Origin of the sequence: Nesterenkonia halobia (assembly GCF_039536005.1) — a bacterium.
Lineage (GTDB): Bacteria > Actinomycetota > Actinomycetes > Actinomycetales > Micrococcaceae > Nesterenkonia > Nesterenkonia halobia.
Genome location: NZ_BAAAYG010000003.1, coordinates 315,919 through 332,286 on the forward strand (window position 1 = coordinate 315,919; position 16,368 = coordinate 332,286).

Below are 16,368 nucleotides of genomic sequence, written 5' to 3' on the forward strand. Positions count from 1 at the left end.
GCCTCAGCCGGCGTCGTCCTCGTCCAGCACCCGCTGTCCGATGCTGAAGGCCGTGTTGGCCGCCGGCACGCCGCAGTAGATCGCCGCCTGCAGGAAGACCTCCTTGACCTCCGCGACGGTCATCCCGTTGCGGCGGGCCGCGCGGACGTGCATCTCCAGCTCCTCCCAATAGCCGCCGGCGATCAGCGCGGTGAGCGTGATCGCGCTGCGGGTGGTCCGCGGCAGCCCGTCCCGCGTCCAGATGCTCCCCCAGGCGTAGCGGGTGATCAGCTCCTGGAAGTCGGCGGTGAAGTCGGTGGTCCGGGCCTGCGCGCGGTCGACATGCGCGTCGGAGAGCACCTCGCGGCGCACCCGCATGCCGGCGTCGTAGGGGTCGCCGGGGAGGCGCTCGGCGGCGGCTCCGCCGGACGCCGCGCCGGACGTCCCGCCGGAGGGGGCCTCCCCGGCGGCGAGGAACGGGGCGAGCAGCTCCCGGAGCAGCCGCGCGGTCTCCTCCGGCGCCTCGGCGGGCACCAGATGCGCGGCACCGTCGACGACGACGCTGCGCCCCTGCGCGGCACCTGCTGCGACAGCCTCGGCGTCGGCGGGCGGGGTGACCGCGTCGTGGGCGCCGGCCACCGCCAGCAGCGGATCGCTGATCTCGCCCAGCCGCTCGCGCAGGTCGAAGTCGGCCAGCGCGAGGCAGGCGTGGGCATAGCTGTGCCGGTCGGCGTGCTGCAGGCTGTGCAGCAGGTTCGTCGCGATCCGCGGCTGGGCGGCGAGGAATCCGGGGGCGAACCAGCGTTCGGTCGAACCGGCGACCATCGTCGGAGTGCCGGCCCGCTCGACCAGCTCGGCGCGCTCGTGCCAGGACTCGGCGGTGCCGAGCCGGGCCGCCGAGCAGAACATCGCCAGCGCGTCGGCCAGGCCCGGCCGGTCCGCGCCCAGCTGCAGGGTCACCGCGCCGCCCAGCGAGACGCCGGCGACGGCGAGTCCGGCGGACCGGTCGACGACGCCGCGGGAGCACAGCCGCTCGATCATCGTGGCCACCGCCGCGGCGAGCTCGGTGACGCTGAAGCTCTCCGCGGCCGGGGCGCCGACTCCATGGCCGGGCAGATCCCAGCCGATGACCTGCACATGCCCGCGCAGATGCGGCACCGTCGGCTCCCACAGCTCGCGCACGCCGGTCCCCAGCGAAGGGCCGACGATCAGCGTCGGCCGGGGCGCCGCGGATCCCGGCGCGTCGGCGGCGTCCTGCGGGGCGGTCAGCAGCGTGGGGGTCAGCTCGGGGATGCTCACAGGTCCTCCTGGGGGCGGTCGGAACCGGGGACGGAATCAGGGGCCGCGTCGGGGGCCGCAGTCGGGGTCGCAGCGGGGGCTGCACCGCGCAGGCGCTGGGCGGCCTCGGCGCGCAGGCGGTCGACCATCTCCGGCGCGCGGCCGAGGTAGTCGGCAGGGTCCAGCAGGCGGTCCAGCAGCGTGTCGAGCCCGGCGGCGTCGAGCCCCGCCTGCTCGAGCCGGTCGGCGGAGGCCCGCCGGCGGACCAGGTCCCGCAGAGCGCCGTGGGCACTGTCGGCGTCGTCGGCGCCCGCGGACTCGCGGATCAGCGCGCTCGCCTCCTCGCGGCCGCCGTCGAGCAGCTCCGCCAGAGCGGGGACGAGGCGCTCGCCGAGCAGGCCCTCGCCGGTGAGCGCGACGTTCGCCCGCATCGCCGCGGCGTCGACGGTCATCCCCTCGGCCAGCTCGGCGACCTGGGCGGCGGCGCCGGCCGTCGCCTGCAGCAGCTGCTGCAGCGCAGTCCACTCGGCGTGCCAGGCGCCGTCGGGCCGCTCGTCGACGGCCGCCCCGGCCGCGGAGACCAGGCGGGCCAGATGGTGCGGCGCCTCCAGGGCGGTCTCGCGCAGCAGCACCGAGAGCACCGGATTGCGCTTCTGCGGCATCGCCGAGGAGCCGCCGCGCCCGGCGCCCGCGGGCTCGCGGACCTCGGCGATCTCCGGCCGGGCCAGCTGCAGCACGTCGGCGGCCATCGTCCCGGTCGCCGCGGTGACCTCGGCCAGCGCCGAGCCCAGTCGGGTGATCGGCGCCCGGGCGGTGTGCCAGGGGGCCGACGGCGCGCGCAGCCCCAGCCGCTCGGCCAGCGCGTCGACGAGGTCCTCGACGGCGACGCCGGTCGCCGGCGCGGTCGCCGGAGCGGCCCCGGCCAGCCGGTCGGTCAGCGCCGCCTGGGTGCCCGCCGCCCCGCCCCACTGCAGCGGCAGCTCGGCGGTGACGGCGTCGAGCGCCTCGGCCGTCTCGGCCAGGCTGCGCAGCCACTGGGCGGCGCGCAGCCCGAAGACCGTCGGCAGCGCGTGCTGGGTCAGCGAGCGGGCCACGCAGAGGGTGTCGCGATGGGCGCCGGCGAGCTCGTCCAGCGCGGCCGCGGCGCGGTGCAGATCCGTCCGCAGCGCCGCCGTCGTGCGCCGGGCGACCAGCAGCAGCGCCGTGTCCAGCACGTCCTGGCTGGTCGCGGCCAGATGCAGCGTCTCCGCGGCCCGGGAGGCCCCGTCGGCGCGCAGCCGGGCGCGCAGCTCGGCCAGCAGCGGGATGACCGGGTTGCCGCCGCTGCGGGAGGCTGCGGCCAGGCCGGCGAGGTCGAAGTCCTCGGCCCGGGCGCGCCGGGCCACTGCCGCGGCGTCGGCGGGGTCGATGACGCCCTGCTCGCCGAGCACCTGCGCCCAGGCGGCCTCGACGTCGAGCATGGCCTGCAGCACGGCGGCGTCGCCCGCCTGCGCCGCCGCCGGGGAGCCGGCCGAGGCCGGACGCAGCAGGCCGACGTCGGGCGTTCCGGTGCCGGTGCCGGTGCCGGTGCCGGAGACGGAGGCGTGCGAGGTGCTCATGCCGGCCAGCCTACTGAGCTCCGGCGTCGCCGACATCGCCGGCGTCGCCCGCGCCGCCGGTCCCCGCGCGTCCGTGCGGGCTCTGGCCGGGCGAGGCGGCGTCGTCGGGATCATGATGGTGCGGGAACGCGAGGAACACCGTCTCGCCCTCGCCCTGCAGCCGGATGTCGAAGCGCAGCGCGCCGTCGGACTCGCGGACGCCGATCAGCGTCTCCCGCCGGTCCGGCTCCAGCGAGGCGAGCAGCGGATCGGCGGCCAGCGCCGCGGCGTCCTCGGGCAGATAGACGCGGGTGTGCAGGTGGTTCATCAGTCCGCGGGCGAAGACGGCGACGGCGATGAACGGCGCCTTCCCCGGCTCGGTGGCCCCGGGGTCGACGGTGGTGAAGGTGTAGCGGCCGGCGTCGTCGACGCCGGTGCGGCCGAAGCCGGTGAACGTGTAGCCGTCGCGGACCAGCGAGCCGGTCTCGCGGGGGACCCTCCCGTGCTCGTCGGGCTGCCAGATCTCGATCATCGCGTCCGGCAGCGTCTGCCCGGCGCCGTCGGTGACGGTGCCGTAGAGCCGGATCGAGCGGGGATGGCCGGGGGCCAGCAGCTCGCCGTCCTGCGCGTAGGGCAGCGCGTAGCCGAAGAACGGGCCCACAGTCTGGCCCGGGGTGGGCACCAGCTGGTCGTCGGCGGCGCGGGTGCTCTCGTGGTGGCTGCTCATCAGTGCTCCTCCGCCTCGGCGTCGTCCTCGGTCCAGGTGCGGTCGCCGCCGGTGAGCACGATGTCCCAGCGGTAGCCGGTGGCCCATTCGTGGCTGGTCAGCGAGTGGTCGTAGACCGCGACCAGCCGGTCGCGGGCGCGCTGGTCGGTGATCGACTGGTAGATGGGGTCCAGGTCGAAGAGCGGGTCGCCGGGGAAATACATCTGGGTGACGATCCGCTGGGTGAACTCCGTGCCGAACATCGAGAAATGGATGTGCGCCGGGCGCCAGGCATTGTGGTGGTTCTTCCACGGGTACGGCGCGGGCTTGATCGTGGTGAACCGATACTCGCCGTCGTCGCCGGTGATCACCCGGCCGACGCCGGTGAAGTTCGGGTCGATCGGCGCGGGATGCTGGTCGCGCTTGTGCACGTAGCGGCCGGCGGCGTTGGCCTGCCAGACCTCGACGAGCTGGTTGCGCACCGGACGGCCGTCGCCGTCGAGCACCCGGCCGGCGACGACGATGCGCTCGCCGATCGGCTCGCCGTCGTGCTGGATGGTCAGGTCGGCCTCCAGCGGATGCACGTCGCGCTCGCCGAAGGCCGGGCTGACCAGTTCGATGGTCTCCGGATCGGCGTGGTGCAGGCTCTTGGTCGGATGGCGCAGCAGCGAGGAGCGGTAGGGCGGGAAGTTCCGCCGCGGCTGCGTCTCCGGGGTCTCGCCGGCTGCGACGGCGTCGCGGTGCTGCTGATGGATGGCGGCGATCTCGGCCGACAGCGTCTGCTGCGACTCCATCGTCGCGGCCGGATCCAGGGGCGGGGGCTGCACGTCCACAGGGGACTCCTCTCGGGGCGGGGCGGTCAGGTGTTCGGCCAGCCGGTGTAGCACTCGGCCAGGTGCTGCATCCCGCCCGGGGAGCTGGTCAGCGTCTCCAGCTCGCCGAGCGCCCGGCGGATGCTGAACGGGTCGGCGTCGGGCGGCGTGTGCAGCATCGCGGTCATCCAGGAGGAGAAGTGCTGGGCACGCCAGATGCGGCGCAGCGCCTGGTCGGAGTACGCGTCGACCGGGCGGGCGTCGCCGTCGACGTACCAGGCGGCCAGCGCCTCGCCGAGCAGCGCGACGTCGGCCAGCGCCAGGTTCAGCCCCTTCGCCCCGGTGGGCGGGACGGTGTGGCCGGCGTCGCCGGCGAGCAGCAGTCGGCCATGGCGCAGCGGCTCGCGCACGAAGGAGCGGAAGGGCAGCACCGTCTTCTCCAGGATCGGCCCGGTGGCCAGTTCGAAGCCGTCCGCGCCGGCCACCCGGCGCTGCAGCTCCGCCCAGATGCGGTCTTCGCTCCAGTCGGCGACGTCCTCCTCCGGGTCGCACTGGAAGTACATCCGCTGCACGGTCTCCGAGCGCTGGGAGATCAGCGCGAAGCCGTGCGGGGAGTTGGTGTAGATCAGCTCCGCCGCGCTCTTCTCCGCCTCGGCGAGGATGCCGAACCAGGCGAAGGGGTAGCTGGTGCGGTAGTCCTGGGCGCCGTCGACCGCACGCCGGCAGAGGCTGCGCGAGCCGTCGGCGCCGACGATGACGTCGGCGACGATCTCGTGCTCGGCGCCCTCGGCGTCGGTGCAGGTCAGCCGGGGGCGCTCAGTCTCGAGATCGGCCAGGGCGGTGACCGTCCAGCCGAAGCGCACGTCGCCGCCGTCGCGGGCGCGGGCCGCGGCCAGGTCCACGAAGACCTCGTTCTGCGGGTAGAGGGTGACCGTCGCACCGACCAGCTCGCGGAAGTCCAGCGGGTGGGACTCTCCGGCGAAGCGCAGGTCGATGCCGGCATGCTCGTCGCCGAGGCTGCGCACCCGGGAGTCCACGCCGGTCTCGGTGAGCAGCCGCACCGCCTGGTCCTCCAGGATGCCGGCGCGATGGGTGGTGCGGATCTCCTCATGCGTGCGGGCTTCGAGGACGATGGACTCCACGCCGGCGCGGGCCAGCAGATGCGAGAGCATCAGCCCGGCGGGGCCGCCGCCGACGACGGCGACCTGGGTGGTCTCGGCGGATGCGGCGGGCACGGGGAGCACCTCCTGAGGCGGAGCCGGGCGGTCGGGGCGGTCGGGGCCGGTCGGCGAGGCGTCCGGCCCCGATCAGTGTGTGGTGCGGAGCACAGCGGCGGCGAACCGCATCTCGTTGAACGAGATCGTCGAGGTGGCGGATGCCGGCGGCGGCGCGGCGGTGCGGCTCAGCGGTGCGGTCCGGCGGCGCTCCCCGCCGTGCAGTTCAGCCGCGGGCGTCCAGGGCGTCGGGGTCGAGGGAGCTGGCCGCGAGGGCGCGGGAGATGCCGCGGGCGGCGGTGCGCAGGGCCATCAGAGCCGAAGGCAGCACCTCGGAGCCCCGCGGGACCACGATCCCCACGGCGGCGATCGCGCGGCCGCGCGAGTCCAGGATCGGGGCGGCCGCACCGGTGGTCTCCGGGTCGATGAAGCCGTCGAAGGTCGCGCAGCCGTGCTGGCGGATATGGGCGAGCTCGCGGCGGATGTCGCGGTGGTGGGCGGCGATCTCCGCGGCCCGGCGTTCCAGCAGGTCCTCGCGCACCGAGTCGGCGGCGTGGGCCAGCAGCACCATGCCCAGGCTGGTGCGGTGGAGCGGCAGGCGCTCGCCGACATGCGCCTGATTGATCGCCGCCTCCGGCCGCGAGAGGCGCTCCAGCACGAGCACCTCGTCCTCGTGGAGGATCCCCAGCTGGGTGTGCTGCCGGATGACCTGGTTGACGTCCTCGAGGTACGGCTGGGCGATCCGGCTGAGGTCCGCGGCCGAGGAGGCGCGGGCGGTGAGCTCCCACAGCCGCAGTCCCAGCGAGACCCGTCCGTCGTCGTGCTGGCTGAGCAGCCCGTGCTCCACCAGCTGGCCCACCAGGCGATAGGCGGAGCTCCGCGGCAGGCCCGCGCGCCGGGCCATCGCGCCGACGCTGAGCCGGGCATGCCGGCTGTCGAAGGTCTCGAGCACCCGCACCAGGCGGTCGACGACGGCGTCGCCGGAGGGGGAGTTGGCCATGGGGCGACTGTATCGGGGCCCGACGGGTTGCCGAGTGGGCCTCGTCACCCGTAATGTTCGTTTTACGTACGCATGTGCGCAAAACGAACTCCCCGACGCTTCGTCGGGCGGACGCTCCGAAGGAGGGGATCGCATGCCCGAGACCTGGCTCTACGACGCCGTGCGCACGCCGTTCGGTCGGATCGGCGGCGACCTCGCGGGCCGTCGGCCCGACGATCTGGCCGCGCATCTGGTCTCCGCGCTGATCGAGCGCGCCCCGACGCTCGGCGGTCCGGCCGACGCCGGCGTCGTCGACGAGGTCGTCCTGGGCAACGCCAACGGCGCCGGCGAGGAGAACCGCAACGTCGCCCGGATGGCCGCGCTGCTGGCCGGGATGCCCGTCTCGGTGCCCGGCACCACGGTCAACCGGCTCTGCGGCTCCTCGCTGGACGCGGCGATGCAGGCCTCCCGGCAGATCGACCTCGGCGAGGCCGATCTGATGCTGGTCGGCGGCGTCGAGTCGATGTCCCGCGCCCCCTGGGTGCTGCCCAAGACCGAGAAGCCCTACCCGGCCGGCGACGCCCAGCTGTCCAGCACCACGCTGGGCTGGCGGCTGGTCAACCCGCGGATGCCCGCGGAATGGACCGTCTCGCTCGGCGAGGCCACTGAGCAGCTGCGCGAGAAGCACGGGATCACCCGACAGGATCAGGACGCCTTCGCCGCCCGCTCCCACCGGCTGGCCGCGGCGGCCTGGGAGCAGGGCCGCTATGACGAGCAGGTCGTCGCGGTGCCCGGCCGGCGGTCCAAGGATGCGCCGATCGCCGCGGATCAGAGCATCCGGCCGGAGACGAGCGTCGAGACGCTGGCCGAGCTGTCCACCGTCTTCCGCCGCGAGGACCCTCAGGCCACCGTCACCGCCGGCAACGCCTCGCCGATGAGCGACGGCGCGGCGGCCGCCTGGCTGGGCTCGGCCCGGGCCGCCGAGCTGCTCGGCCGCGACCCGGTCGCGCGGATCGTCGGCCGCGGCGCCGCCGCCGTCGAGCCGCAGTTCTTCGGCGAGGCCCCGGTGCCGGCGGCCGAGATCGCGCTGCGCCGGGCCGGGCTGAGCTGGTCCGACGTCGGCGCCGTCGAGCTCAACGAGGCCTTCGCCGCCCAGTCGCTGGCCTGCACCCGGCAGTGGCTCGCCGCCGGGCTGGCCGACCCCGAGCTCGTCAACGCCTGGGGCGGCGCGCTGGCCCTCGGCCATCCGCTGGGCGCCTCCGGAGCGCGCGTGCTCGGCACGCTGGCCGCCCGGATGCGCGAGGAGAGGGTCCGCCACGGGGTCGCCACGCTGTGCATCGGGGTCGGGCAGGGCCTGGCCGTGGTGCTGGAGAACCCCGACGCCGGCTGAGCCGGCGTCGCAGAGAGGAGAGACGATGAGAGCCCATCTGGCCGAGACGGCCGCGGAGGCGGTGGCCGGCGTCGAGGACGGCGCGACGGTGATGATCAGCGGCTTCGGGATCCCCGGGCAGCCGTTCGAGCTGATCGACGCGCTGCTGGACTCCGGGGCGCGGGACCTGACGGTGATCAGCAACAACGCCGGCGGCGGCGACGGCGGCATCGCGCGGATGATCGAGGAGCGCCGCGTGCGCCGGGTCGTCTGCTCCTTCCCGCGGCAGACGGACTCCTGGCACTTCGACGCGGCCTATCGCGCCGGCGAGGTCGAGCTGGAGCTGACCCCGCAGGGCAACCTGGCCGAGCGCATCCGCGCCGCCGGCGCCGGCATCGGGGCCTTCTACACGCCCACCGGCTACGGCACGCGGCTCGCCGAGGGCAAGGAGACCCGCGTCATCGACGGGGTGGACCACGTGCTGGAGTTCCCGCTCGCCGCCGACGTCGCGCTGGTCTCCGCCCATCGCGGCGACCATGCCGGCAATCTCGTCTACCGCAAGACCGCCCGCAACTTCGGTCCGATCATGGCCGCGGCGGCGTCGACGACCATCGTCGAAGTCGACCGGATCGTCGAGACCGGTCAGATTGACCCGGAGACGGTGGTCACCCCCGGCATCTATGTCGACACCCTCGTCGAGGTCAGGAGGAGCTGATGAACCCGCACCAGCAGGATCCCGCACAGGTGCCGGCGGGGGACACCGCCGAGCCGCTGGACCGCGACCAGCTGGCCGCCGTCGTCGCCGCCGACATCGCCCCCGGGTCGGTGGCGAACCTGGGCATCGGCCAGCCCACGAGGGTGGCCAACCACCTCGCCGCCGAGCAGGACGTCACGCTGCACACGGAGAACGGCATGCTGGGCATGGGCCACGAGGCCGTCGGCGACGAGATCGACCCCGACCTGGTCAACGCCGGCAAGGTCCCGGTGACCGAGGCCGAGGGGGTGAGCTACTTCCACCATGCCGACTCCTTCGCGATGATGCGCGGCGGGCATATCGACGTCTGCGTGCTCGGCGCCTATCAGGTCTCGGTCGGCGGGGATCTGGCCAACTGGCACACCGGCGACCCGGACGCGATCCCCTCGGTCGGTGGGGCGATGGACCTCGCCGTCGGCGCGCAGCGGACCTGGGTGATGATGAAGCTGTTCACCAAGGACGGGCAGGCCAAGCTCGTCGAGGCGCTGAGCTACCCGGCCACCGGACTGGGCTGCGTGAGCCGGGTCTACACCGAGTACGCCGTCTTCGACATCGAGCCCGGACGATCCGGCGGCGACGGCGCTGCCGACGACGGCGCGCCGACGGTGCGGGTGCGCTCGGTCCACGGCGTCGACCGCGAGCAGCTCGCCGCCTGGCTGCCGGCGACCGTGGAATGCGGCGAGCGATGACCGCGCCGCGGACGGGGCGCGCCGCGGGCGTGCGGGATCCCGGCGCGCGCCCCTCTACGATGGAGCGGTGACGGTCCCCACCGTCTGAGAGGAGTGCCCCATGGCCGAGGCCGACGATCCCGAGGCGACGCCCGCCGCCTCCGGGCAGTTCGTCCAGTCGCTGGCCCGCGGGCTGGCGGTGATCCGCACCTTCGACGCCGATCATCCGCAGATGACGCTCACCGAGGTCGCCGCACGGGCCGGGCTCTCCCGCGCGACCGCCCGGCGGCTGCTGCACACGCTGGTCTCGCTGGGCTATGTGCGCGGCGACGGGCGGCAGTTCGAGCTCACCGCCGCCGTCCTCCAGCTCGGGTACTCGTACCTCTCCGGACACAGCCTCTCCCAGCTGGCGCAGCCGGTGCTCGAGGAGCTCTCCGCCGCCGTCGACGAGTCGGCCTCGGTCTCCGTGCTCGACGGGGCGGAGATCGTCTACACCGCCCGGGTGCACACCCGCCGCATCATGCGGGTGGGCATCAGCATCGGCTCGCGCTTCCCCGCCCAGGCGACGTCGATGGGCCGGGTGCTGCTGGCCGGGATCGGCGTCGAGGAGGGGATGAGCCGGCTGGCCGACCGGTCGCTGGAGGCGCTCACCGAGCGCACGCTCACCGACCCCGACCAGCTGCGCGCCGTGCTCGAGCAGGTCGCCGCCCAGGGCTGGGCGCTGGTCGACCAGGAGCTGGAGCCGGGGCTGCGCTCGCTGGCGGTGCCGGTGCACGGGGCCGACGGCGCCGTCGTCGCGGCGCTGAACGTCTCGATGAGCACGGCCCCGGGGGCGCCGCACGGCGATCTCAGCGCCGAGGAGGCCGTCGCGCGGCTGCTGCCGTCGCTGCGCCGCGCCGCCGATCAGCTCGAGGAGACCCTCCGCGCGGCCGCGGGCTGAGCCGTCGGCTCCTGCTCCGGCCGGACCGCATCCTGCTCCGGCCGCATCATGTCGCGGACGACGACGGCCATGATCCACACTGTCGCGGCCATGTGCCCCAGCACGGCGGCGACATAGACGACGTCGTCCATGGTGTGGCGGGTCTCGAAGTCGGAGGTGAGTGCGGCCAGGTGCATCCAGACGGCCCAGAAGTGCGCCGCCTCCAGGGCCTGCCAGATGATCGCATCCCGCCAGCGCGGGGCGGCCAGCGCGATCAGCGGCACCAGCCAGATCATGAACTGCGGCGAGTAGACCTTGCTGACCAGCAGGAAGGCCGCGACGATCAGCAGCATCAGCTGGGCGGCGCGCGGTCGGCGCGGCGCGGCGAGGCCCAGCACCAGCACCCCGGCGCAGGCGGCGACGAACAGCCCCAGGGCCGCGAGGCTGACCAGCTCGGCCGAGGGCCCCGAGCCGCCGTTCGCCTCGGCGATGAGCTGCCAGACGTACCAGGGCGAGGAGTAGCCGACGCCGCGCTCGGCGGAGAAGACGAAGAACTCGCTCCAGTTCTCCCAGCTGATCAGCATCGCCGGGATGTTCAGCCCCAGCCAGACCCCCGCCGTCGCCGCCAGCGTGCGTCCGAAGCGGCGCAGCCCGATCCCGTCGTCGCGCAGCGCCAGCACCAGCAGCGCGCCCAGCAGGAACAGCGGGAAGAGCTTGAAGGAGACACCGACGGCGATCAGCGCCCCGGCGGCCAGGTCGCGGCCGCGCAGGTGGCAGAGCAGCGCCAGGATCATCGCCGTCGTCGCCCAGAGGTCCCAGTTGATCCCGGCGCCGAGGATGATCGCCGGCGAGGTCGCCACGATGGCCGCATCCCAGCGTCGTCGGCCGGCGGCGGCCATCACCGCCAGCACCAGCACGATCCACGTCGCCGCGAGCCCCAGGAAGGTGACGTCCCAGTAGAGCAGCGAGCCGCGCTCGCCCCACCAGTCGAGCATCGGGGCCAGCGCACCGACGGTGCCGTCGATCCCGGAGGTGAGCACCGCCGCCAGCGAGGCGACCAGCCCGGTGAGCACCGGGTACTCGAAGGAGCCGCCGTCGAGGAAGGGCGTCCAGGCTGAGGCGTCGAAGCCGCGGTGGGAGTAGAGCGCGGCGACGTCGGAGTAGCAGCCGGCCAGGTAGACCGCGTCGCCGCCCCAGCCGTGGGCGCGGCAGTGCTGCATGGACAGCACCGAGAGCAGGATGCTGGTCAGCGTCATGGCCACCAGGATCCGCGGGACCGTCCAGAAGCGGCCGCGGCCGGGGTCGCCCAGTCGGCGGCCGGCCGGCCCGCCGAGGCGGTCGGAGAGCTGCCGGATCAGCGGATCGGAGCGGGTGGGGGCGTCCATCGCCTCCACGATAGGCGCTGCGCGGCCGACGGCCGGGCAGGCCCGGCGGGCGATCTGTGCTTCGCCGCGGCGGCTCTGAGGTGCGGGACCGGGGAATAGAATCGCCGTCGGCAGTGTCGGACATCACGTCCCCATCGACGAACCGAGGAGCGCCTGTGTCCCCCAACCCCGTCCGCGTCGCCGTCGCCGGCGTCGGCAACTGCGCCTCGTCCCTGATCCAGGGCGTGGAGTACTACCGCGAGGCCCGCACCGACGACGACGTCCCCGGCCTGATGCACGTGCAGTTCGGCGAGCACCACATCGCCGACGTGCAGTTCGTCGCCGCCTTCGACGTCGACGCGGAGAAGGTCGGCCTGGACCTCTCCGCGGCCATCCACGCCTCGCAGAACAACACCATGACGCTCGCCGAGGTCCCGCACGCCGGAGTGACCGTCCAGCGCGGCCCCACCCTCGACGGGCTGGGCCGCTACTACCGCGAGACCATCGACGAGTCCTCCGCCGAGCCGGTCGACGTCGCCGCCGCGCTGCGTGAGGCGGAGGTGGACGTGCTGGTGATCTACCTGCCGGTGGGCTCGCAGGAGGCGACGGAGCACTATGTCCAGGCCGCCCTCGACGCCGGCGTCGCGGTGGTCAATGCGCTGCCGGTGTTCATCGCCAGCACCGAGGAGTGGGCGCAGAAGTTCGTCGCCGCCGGGTTGCCGATCGTCGGCGACGACATCAAGTCGCAGATCGGGGCGACGATCACCCACCGCGAGCTGGCCGCGCTCTTCGAGTCCCGCGGGGTGACGCTGGACCGGACGCACCAGCTCAACGTCGGCGGCAACATGGACTTCAAGAACATGCTCGAGCGCGAGCGGCTGGAGTCGAAGAAGACCTCCAAGACGCAGGCGGTCACCTCCAACACCTCCGCCGAGCTCGGCGCCGGGGATGTGCACATCGGGCCCTCGGACCACGTGCAGTGGCTCGACGACCGCAAATGGGCCTATGTCCGCCTGGAGGGGCGCACCTTCGGCGACGCCCCGGTGGCGCTGGAGTACAAGCTCGAGGTCTGGGACTCGCCGAACTCCGCCGGAGTGATCATCGACGCGGTCCGTGCGGCGAAGATCGGTCTGGACCGCGGCCTCGCCGGGCCGCTGACCTCGGCGTCGAGCTACTTCATGAAGTCTCCGCCGGAGCAGCTGCACGACACCGTCGCCCGGGAGCATGTGGAGGCCTTCATCCGCGGCGAGCGCGAGCGCTGAGCGGCTCCCCCTGCATCGAGCGGCGGCTCCCCGCGGCATCTCCCCGTCGACACGCCGTGTCGCGGGGGCAGATCGCGCGGGGAGCCGCCACTCGATGAACGGGGGCGGTGGGGCCCGCGTCACCTCTAGGCTGGGGCCATGAGTCCGGCCCCGCAGCCTCGCCCCTCGGCCGAGACCCGGCCGCACCGCCTGCCCGCCGTGGACGCGCTGCGGGCGCTGGCCCTGCTCGGGATCCTGGCGGTGAACATCTGGTTCTTCGCCGACCCGGTCCGGCTGGTCGGCGGCGAGCCGACGACGCCGGCGGCGAGCACCGCCGACCAGCTGGTCGAGCTGGTCGTCACCGTGGTCTTCGAGGCGAAGTCCTATGTGCTCTTCTCCTTCCTCTTCGGACTCTCCTTCGTCCACCAGCAGGCCGCCGCCCGGCGCGCCGGCGCCTCGGAGACCGGACGGACGCTGCGCCGGATGCTGGTGCTCGCGGTGCTCGGCGTGCTGCACGGGATCCTGCTCTTCGCCGGCGACATCCTGCTGACCTACGCGATCCTCGGGGTGCTGCTGCTGGCGCTGCGCGGGATGCGCGCCCGCACGGCGCTGGCGCTCGCCGTCGTCGTCGCCGCCGGCTTCTCCCTGGTGATCCTCGGCTTCGGGGTGCTCGCGACGCTGCTCGCCGGCACGCCGGGGTTCGCCGCGGCGATGCCGGAGTCCCCCGGCGCCGCGGCCGCCGTCGCCTCCTACACCGGACCGGTGCCCGAGTACCTGGCCTTCCAGCTGGCGCGGTGGACCGCGCTGGCGCCGTCGATCCTCCTCGGCCAGGGGATCATGGCCTTCGCCGCCTTCCTCGCCGGCCTCGCCGCGGCCCGCGCCCAGGTGCTCGAGCGCATCCTCGACCGGTCGGCCGCACGCCCGGCGGCGACCGGGCGGCTGGTCGCGATCCTGCTGCCGAGCCTGCTGGTCGGGGTCGCGCTGTCGACGACGGCGGCGGTGCTGCGCCACGGCCTCCCCGGGGCGCCGACGACGCCGGATCCGGCCGAGAGCCTGCTGGCCTCCGGGCTGAGCCTGGTCGCCGGGCCGATCCAGGCGACCGGCGCGACGCTCCTGGTCCTGCTGGGGCTGCGCAGCCGACCCGGCGACCGGCTCATCGCCGCGCTGGCCCCGGCGGGACGGATGACGCTGACCAACTACCTGGGCCAGTCGCTGGTGCTCGCGCTGCTCTTCTCCGGACTCGGCCTCGGGCTGGCCGGCGAGGTCTCCGGCGTCGTCGTCGGTCTGCTGGTCCTGGGGCTCTGGGGCGGGCAGCTGCTGGTCTCGGCGCTGTGGATGCGTCGGTTCCGCACCGGTCCGCTGGAGACCCCGCTGCGCGCGATCACCTACGCCGACCGGCGCCGGACCGCCCCTCCGCCGGAAGGATGACGGCGGGCTCCCGCCGGCGTCGCTCGTCCCGGACAAGATCCCCCCGCAGGGTGAGGACCGGCGGGGCCGCGCGGCATAGCGTGGATCTGGAGATCACACGGGAAGGGAGATCCATGATCACCGCAGAATCCCTGACGAAGACCTACGGGAGCACGACCGCGGTCGACGACGTCAGCTTCACCGCCGAGCCGGGGCGCGTCACCGGATTCCTGGGGCCCAACGGGGCCGGGAAGTCCACCACGATGCGCATGGCCATGGGACTGGACCGCCCCACCCGCGGGTCGATCACCGTCAACGGCCGTCGACTGGTCGAGCACCGCGCCCCGCTGCGCGAAGTCGGCGCAGTCCTCGACGCCGGCGCGACCCACCCGGGCCGCACCGGCCGGCAGCATCTGCAGGTGCTGGCCGCCACCCACGGGATCGGCCGGCGGCGCGTCGACGACGTCATCGAGCTGACCGGCATGGAGTCGGCGGCGACCAAGCGGATCGCCGGCTACTCGCTGGGCATGAACCAGCGGCTGGGCATCGCCGCCGCGCTGCTGGGGGACCCGGCCACGCTGATCTTCGACGAGCCGGTCAACGGCCTCGACCCGGAGGGCGTGCGCTGGGTCCGGCAGATGGTCCGTCAGCTCGCCGCCGAGGGACGGACGGTCTTCATCTCCTCGCATCTGATGGCCGAGATGGCCCAGACCGCCGACCACCTGGTGGTGCTCGGCCGCGGCCGGGTGCTCGCCGACATGCCCATCCAGGACCTCATCGACGCCTCGGGCGAGGCGCGGGTGCTGGTGCGCTCGCAGGACGCCTCGACGCTGATGAACGCGCTGTCGGCCCAGGACGTCACCCTCGTCGCCCGCGACGCCGAGACCTTCGAGGTCACCGGCCTCGACGCCCGCACCGTCGGCCGTCGGGCCCAGGAGGTCGGCGCAGTGCTGCACGAGCTCACCCCGCTGCAGTCCTCGCTGGAGGACTCCTACATGAAGCTCACCGACCACGCGGTCCAGTACCGCAGCGGGGCGGCCGTCGCCGACGTCGCCCCGGCCGACGCCGCTGCCGCCGCCCCGGAAGGAGTGCGCTGATGACCCCGCAGACTACCGCCGATCGACTGAACACCAGTTCCATGGACTCCCCCGGCACCGGACCCGGAGCGGTCGCGGCGACCGGCTCGCCGGCGGCCTCGGCGACGTCGTCCGTCGAGGGCCGGCTGAGCTTCCCCCGCGCGCTGCGCGCCGAGCTGATGAAGATCCGCGTGCTGCGCTCCAGCTGGTGGCTCTCCGGCATCGCGCTGGTGCTCGTCGTCGGCTTCACCGGACTGGCCCTGCTGTCCTACAACGCCATGCGCTCCGTGCAGCAGGGCCCGTCGGGCGCCCAGATGCCCGAGCAGAGCGACGCCGAGCTGATGCGCCAGCTGCTGACCTCCGGCACCGGCGGGCTGACTTTCGCCGGGATCCTGCTGGGCTGCGTGGGCATCATCGCGATCTCCTCGGAGTTCGGCACCGGATCGATCCGCTCCTCGATGAGCGCGGTCCCCGGTCGCGGGCTGTTCGCGGCCGCGAAGCTGACCGCCGTGGCGATCACCGCCGCCGTCGTCGGCGCGGTGCTGGTCGTCGCCTCCACGGCGATCATCCTGGCCTTCGCCGCCGGCGAAGGGCTGCTCGGCGCCGCCGACACCGGCGAGATCATGCAGTCGGTGCTGACGAACTGGCTGTCGATGATCGTCGTGACGCTGCTGGCCTGCGGGCTGGGGCTGCTGCTGCGCAGCACGGCCGGGGCGATCGTCACGCTGACGATGTTCCTGTTCGTGGTGCAGATCGCGCTGGGCATCCTCTCCGGCATGACGCAGAACGCCGAGTTCGTCCAGTTCCTGAGCACCTGGGAGTTCGGCAACCTGCTCACCAGCCTCACCCAGCTGAGCGAGCCCACCGGTGAGGACTACGACCTCTCGGTGACCACCGGCACTGCGATCCTGGGGCTGCTGGCCTGGCTGGCCGCGGTGATCGTCCCGGCGGCGATGCTGTTCCAGAAGAGGGACGTGTGAGCCGGCCCTGCTCGTCGTCGGCGGCGGAGGGCGGCCGCCGGCTGA

15 protein-coding genes are annotated in these 16,368 nt (G+C 74.0%); 8 read left to right on the plus strand and 7 right to left on the minus strand.

Annotated elements, in window-relative coordinates:
- Nucleotides 1–3 precede the first annotated feature (3 nt).
- From pcaDC to ABD652_RS04250, 6 genes are all read right to left on the minus strand, one after another.
- Nucleotides 4–1,278 carry a bifunctional 3-oxoadipate enol-lactonase/4-carboxymuconolactone decarboxylase PcaDC gene (gene pcaDC, locus ABD652_RS04225; protein ID WP_344718508.1) on the minus strand — a complete coding sequence of 425 codons (1,275 nt, stop codon included), beginning with the start codon at nucleotides 1,276–1,278 and terminating at the stop codon, nucleotides 4–6.
- Nucleotides 1,275–2,855 carry a lyase family protein gene (locus ABD652_RS04230; protein ID WP_344718510.1) on the minus strand — a complete coding sequence of 527 codons (1,581 nt, stop codon included), beginning with the start codon at nucleotides 2,853–2,855 and terminating at the stop codon, nucleotides 1,275–1,277. The genes pcaDC and ABD652_RS04230 overlap by 4 nt, the downstream gene beginning before the upstream one ends.
- Nucleotides 2,856–2,865: 10 nt before the next feature.
- Nucleotides 2,866–3,561: a protocatechuate 3,4-dioxygenase subunit alpha gene (gene pcaG, locus ABD652_RS04235; RefSeq protein WP_344718512.1), complete on the minus strand. Its 696-nt coding sequence runs from the start codon at nucleotides 3,559–3,561 to the stop codon at nucleotides 2,866–2,868.
- Nucleotides 3,561–4,334 (minus strand): protocatechuate 3,4-dioxygenase subunit beta, encoded by a 774-nt coding sequence (gene pcaH / locus ABD652_RS04240; protein WP_344719044.1) that lies wholly within the window; start codon nucleotides 4,332–4,334, stop codon nucleotides 3,561–3,563. Before pcaH ends, pcaG begins: the two co-directional genes overlap by 1 nt.
- Nucleotides 4,335–4,399: 65 nt before the next feature.
- Nucleotides 4,400–5,587: a 4-hydroxybenzoate 3-monooxygenase gene (locus tag ABD652_RS04245; RefSeq protein ID WP_344718515.1), complete on the minus strand. Its 1,188-nt coding sequence runs from the start codon at nucleotides 5,585–5,587 to the stop codon at nucleotides 4,400–4,402.
- Between the two features lie 205 nt (nucleotides 5,588–5,792).
- Complete coding sequence (locus ABD652_RS04250) at nucleotides 5,793–6,566, minus strand: IclR family transcriptional regulator (RefSeq protein WP_344718517.1); 774 nt, start codon at nucleotides 6,564–6,566, stop codon at nucleotides 5,793–5,795.
- 133 nt (nucleotides 6,567–6,699) lie between these two features.
- On the opposite strand from ABD652_RS04250, the gene ABD652_RS04255 reads away from it, so the two are divergent.
- The 4 genes from ABD652_RS04255 (at nucleotide 6,700) to ABD652_RS04270 (ending at nucleotide 10,276) form a co-directional block, all read left to right on the plus strand.
- Nucleotides 6,700–7,935, plus strand: a complete 1,236-nt coding sequence (locus ABD652_RS04255) for a thiolase family protein (protein WP_344718519.1) — start codon at nucleotides 6,700–6,702, stop codon at nucleotides 7,933–7,935.
- A 25-nt stretch (nucleotides 7,936–7,960) separates the two neighbouring features.
- Complete coding sequence (locus ABD652_RS04260; protein ID WP_344718521.1) at nucleotides 7,961–8,629, plus strand: 3-oxoacid CoA-transferase subunit A; 669 nt, start codon at nucleotides 7,961–7,963, stop codon at nucleotides 8,627–8,629.
- Nucleotides 8,629–9,357 (plus strand): CoA-transferase, encoded by a 729-nt coding sequence (locus ABD652_RS04265; protein ID WP_344718523.1) that lies wholly within the window; start codon nucleotides 8,629–8,631, stop codon nucleotides 9,355–9,357. Before ABD652_RS04260 ends, ABD652_RS04265 begins: the two co-directional genes overlap by 1 nt.
- Before the next feature lie 100 nt (nucleotides 9,358–9,457).
- The gene (locus ABD652_RS04270; protein WP_344718525.1) at nucleotides 9,458–10,276 is read left to right on the plus strand and encodes an IclR family transcriptional regulator domain-containing protein; all 819 of its coding nucleotides are present in this window, start codon (nucleotides 9,458–9,460) and stop codon (nucleotides 10,274–10,276) included.
- Here the strand turns inward: ABD652_RS04270 and ABD652_RS04275 are convergent.
- Complete coding sequence (locus ABD652_RS04275) at nucleotides 10,240–11,640, minus strand: glycosyltransferase family 87 protein (RefSeq protein WP_344718527.1); 1,401 nt, start codon at nucleotides 11,638–11,640, stop codon at nucleotides 10,240–10,242. The genes ABD652_RS04270 and ABD652_RS04275 overlap by 37 nt on opposite strands.
- 155 nt (nucleotides 11,641–11,795) lie before the next feature.
- Here ABD652_RS04275 and ABD652_RS04280 point away from each other — a divergent pair, with 155 nt between their 5' ends.
- The 4 genes from ABD652_RS04280 to ABD652_RS04295 all read left to right on the plus strand — a co-directional run bounded on the left by ABD652_RS04280 (nucleotide 11,796) and on the right by ABD652_RS04295 (nucleotide 16,323).
- Entirely contained in the window at nucleotides 11,796–12,881 is a 1,086-nt protein-coding gene (locus tag ABD652_RS04280) for an inositol-3-phosphate synthase (protein ID WP_344718529.1), read from the plus strand.
- Between the two features lie 138 nt (nucleotides 12,882–13,019).
- Nucleotides 13,020–14,288, plus strand: coding sequence for a DUF418 domain-containing protein (locus ABD652_RS04285; protein ID WP_344718531.1), 1,269 nt, complete (start codon nucleotides 13,020–13,022; stop codon nucleotides 14,286–14,288).
- 113 nt (nucleotides 14,289–14,401) lie between these two features.
- On the plus strand, nucleotides 14,402–15,364 hold the full coding sequence (locus ABD652_RS04290) for an ABC transporter ATP-binding protein (protein ID WP_344718533.1): 963 nt from the start codon (nucleotides 14,402–14,404) through the stop codon (nucleotides 15,362–15,364).
- Nucleotides 15,364–16,323 (plus strand): ABC transporter permease subunit, encoded by a 960-nt coding sequence (locus ABD652_RS04295; RefSeq protein ID WP_344718535.1) that lies wholly within the window; start codon nucleotides 15,364–15,366, stop codon nucleotides 16,321–16,323. Before ABD652_RS04290 ends, ABD652_RS04295 begins: the two co-directional genes overlap by 1 nt.
- Nucleotides 16,324–16,368: the final 45 nt, after the last annotated feature.

What these genes read in the sequence shown, in the direction of transcription:
- pcaH (WP_344719044.1), bottom strand. Translation starts at nt 4,334, where the DNA reads ATGGAGTCGCAGCAGACGCTGTCGGCCGAGATCGCCGCCATCCATCAG.
- ABD652_RS04285 (WP_344718531.1), top strand. Translation starts at nt 13,020, where the DNA reads ATGAGTCCGGCCCCGCAGCCTCGCCCCTCGGCCGAGACCCGGCCGCAC.
- ABD652_RS04260 (WP_344718521.1), top strand. Translation starts at nt 7,961, where the DNA reads ATGAGAGCCCATCTGGCCGAGACGGCCGCGGAGGCGGTGGCCGGCGTC.
- ABD652_RS04255 (WP_344718519.1), top strand. Translation starts at nt 6,700, where the DNA reads ATGCCCGAGACCTGGCTCTACGACGCCGTGCGCACGCCGTTCGGTCGG.
- ABD652_RS04275 (WP_344718527.1), bottom strand. Translation starts at nt 11,640, where the DNA reads ATGGACGCCCCCACCCGCTCCGATCCGCTGATCCGGCAGCTCTCCGAC.
- ABD652_RS04270 (WP_344718525.1), top strand. Translation starts at nt 9,458, where the DNA reads ATGGCCGAGGCCGACGATCCCGAGGCGACGCCCGCCGCCTCCGGGCAG.
- ABD652_RS04265 (WP_344718523.1), top strand. Translation starts at nt 8,629, where the DNA reads ATGAACCCGCACCAGCAGGATCCCGCACAGGTGCCGGCGGGGGACACC.
- ABD652_RS04290 (WP_344718533.1), top strand. Translation starts at nt 14,402, where the DNA reads ATGATCACCGCAGAATCCCTGACGAAGACCTACGGGAGCACGACCGCG.
- ABD652_RS04295 (WP_344718535.1), top strand. Translation starts at nt 15,364, where the DNA reads ATGACCCCGCAGACTACCGCCGATCGACTGAACACCAGTTCCATGGAC.
- pcaG (WP_344718512.1), bottom strand. Translation starts at nt 3,561, where the DNA reads ATGAGCAGCCACCACGAGAGCACCCGCGCCGCCGACGACCAGCTGGTG.
- ABD652_RS04230 (WP_344718510.1), bottom strand. Translation starts at nt 2,855, where the DNA reads ATGAGCACCTCGCACGCCTCCGTCTCCGGCACCGGCACCGGCACCGGC.
- ABD652_RS04250 (WP_344718517.1), bottom strand. Translation starts at nt 6,566, where the DNA reads ATGGCCAACTCCCCCTCCGGCGACGCCGTCGTCGACCGCCTGGTGCGG.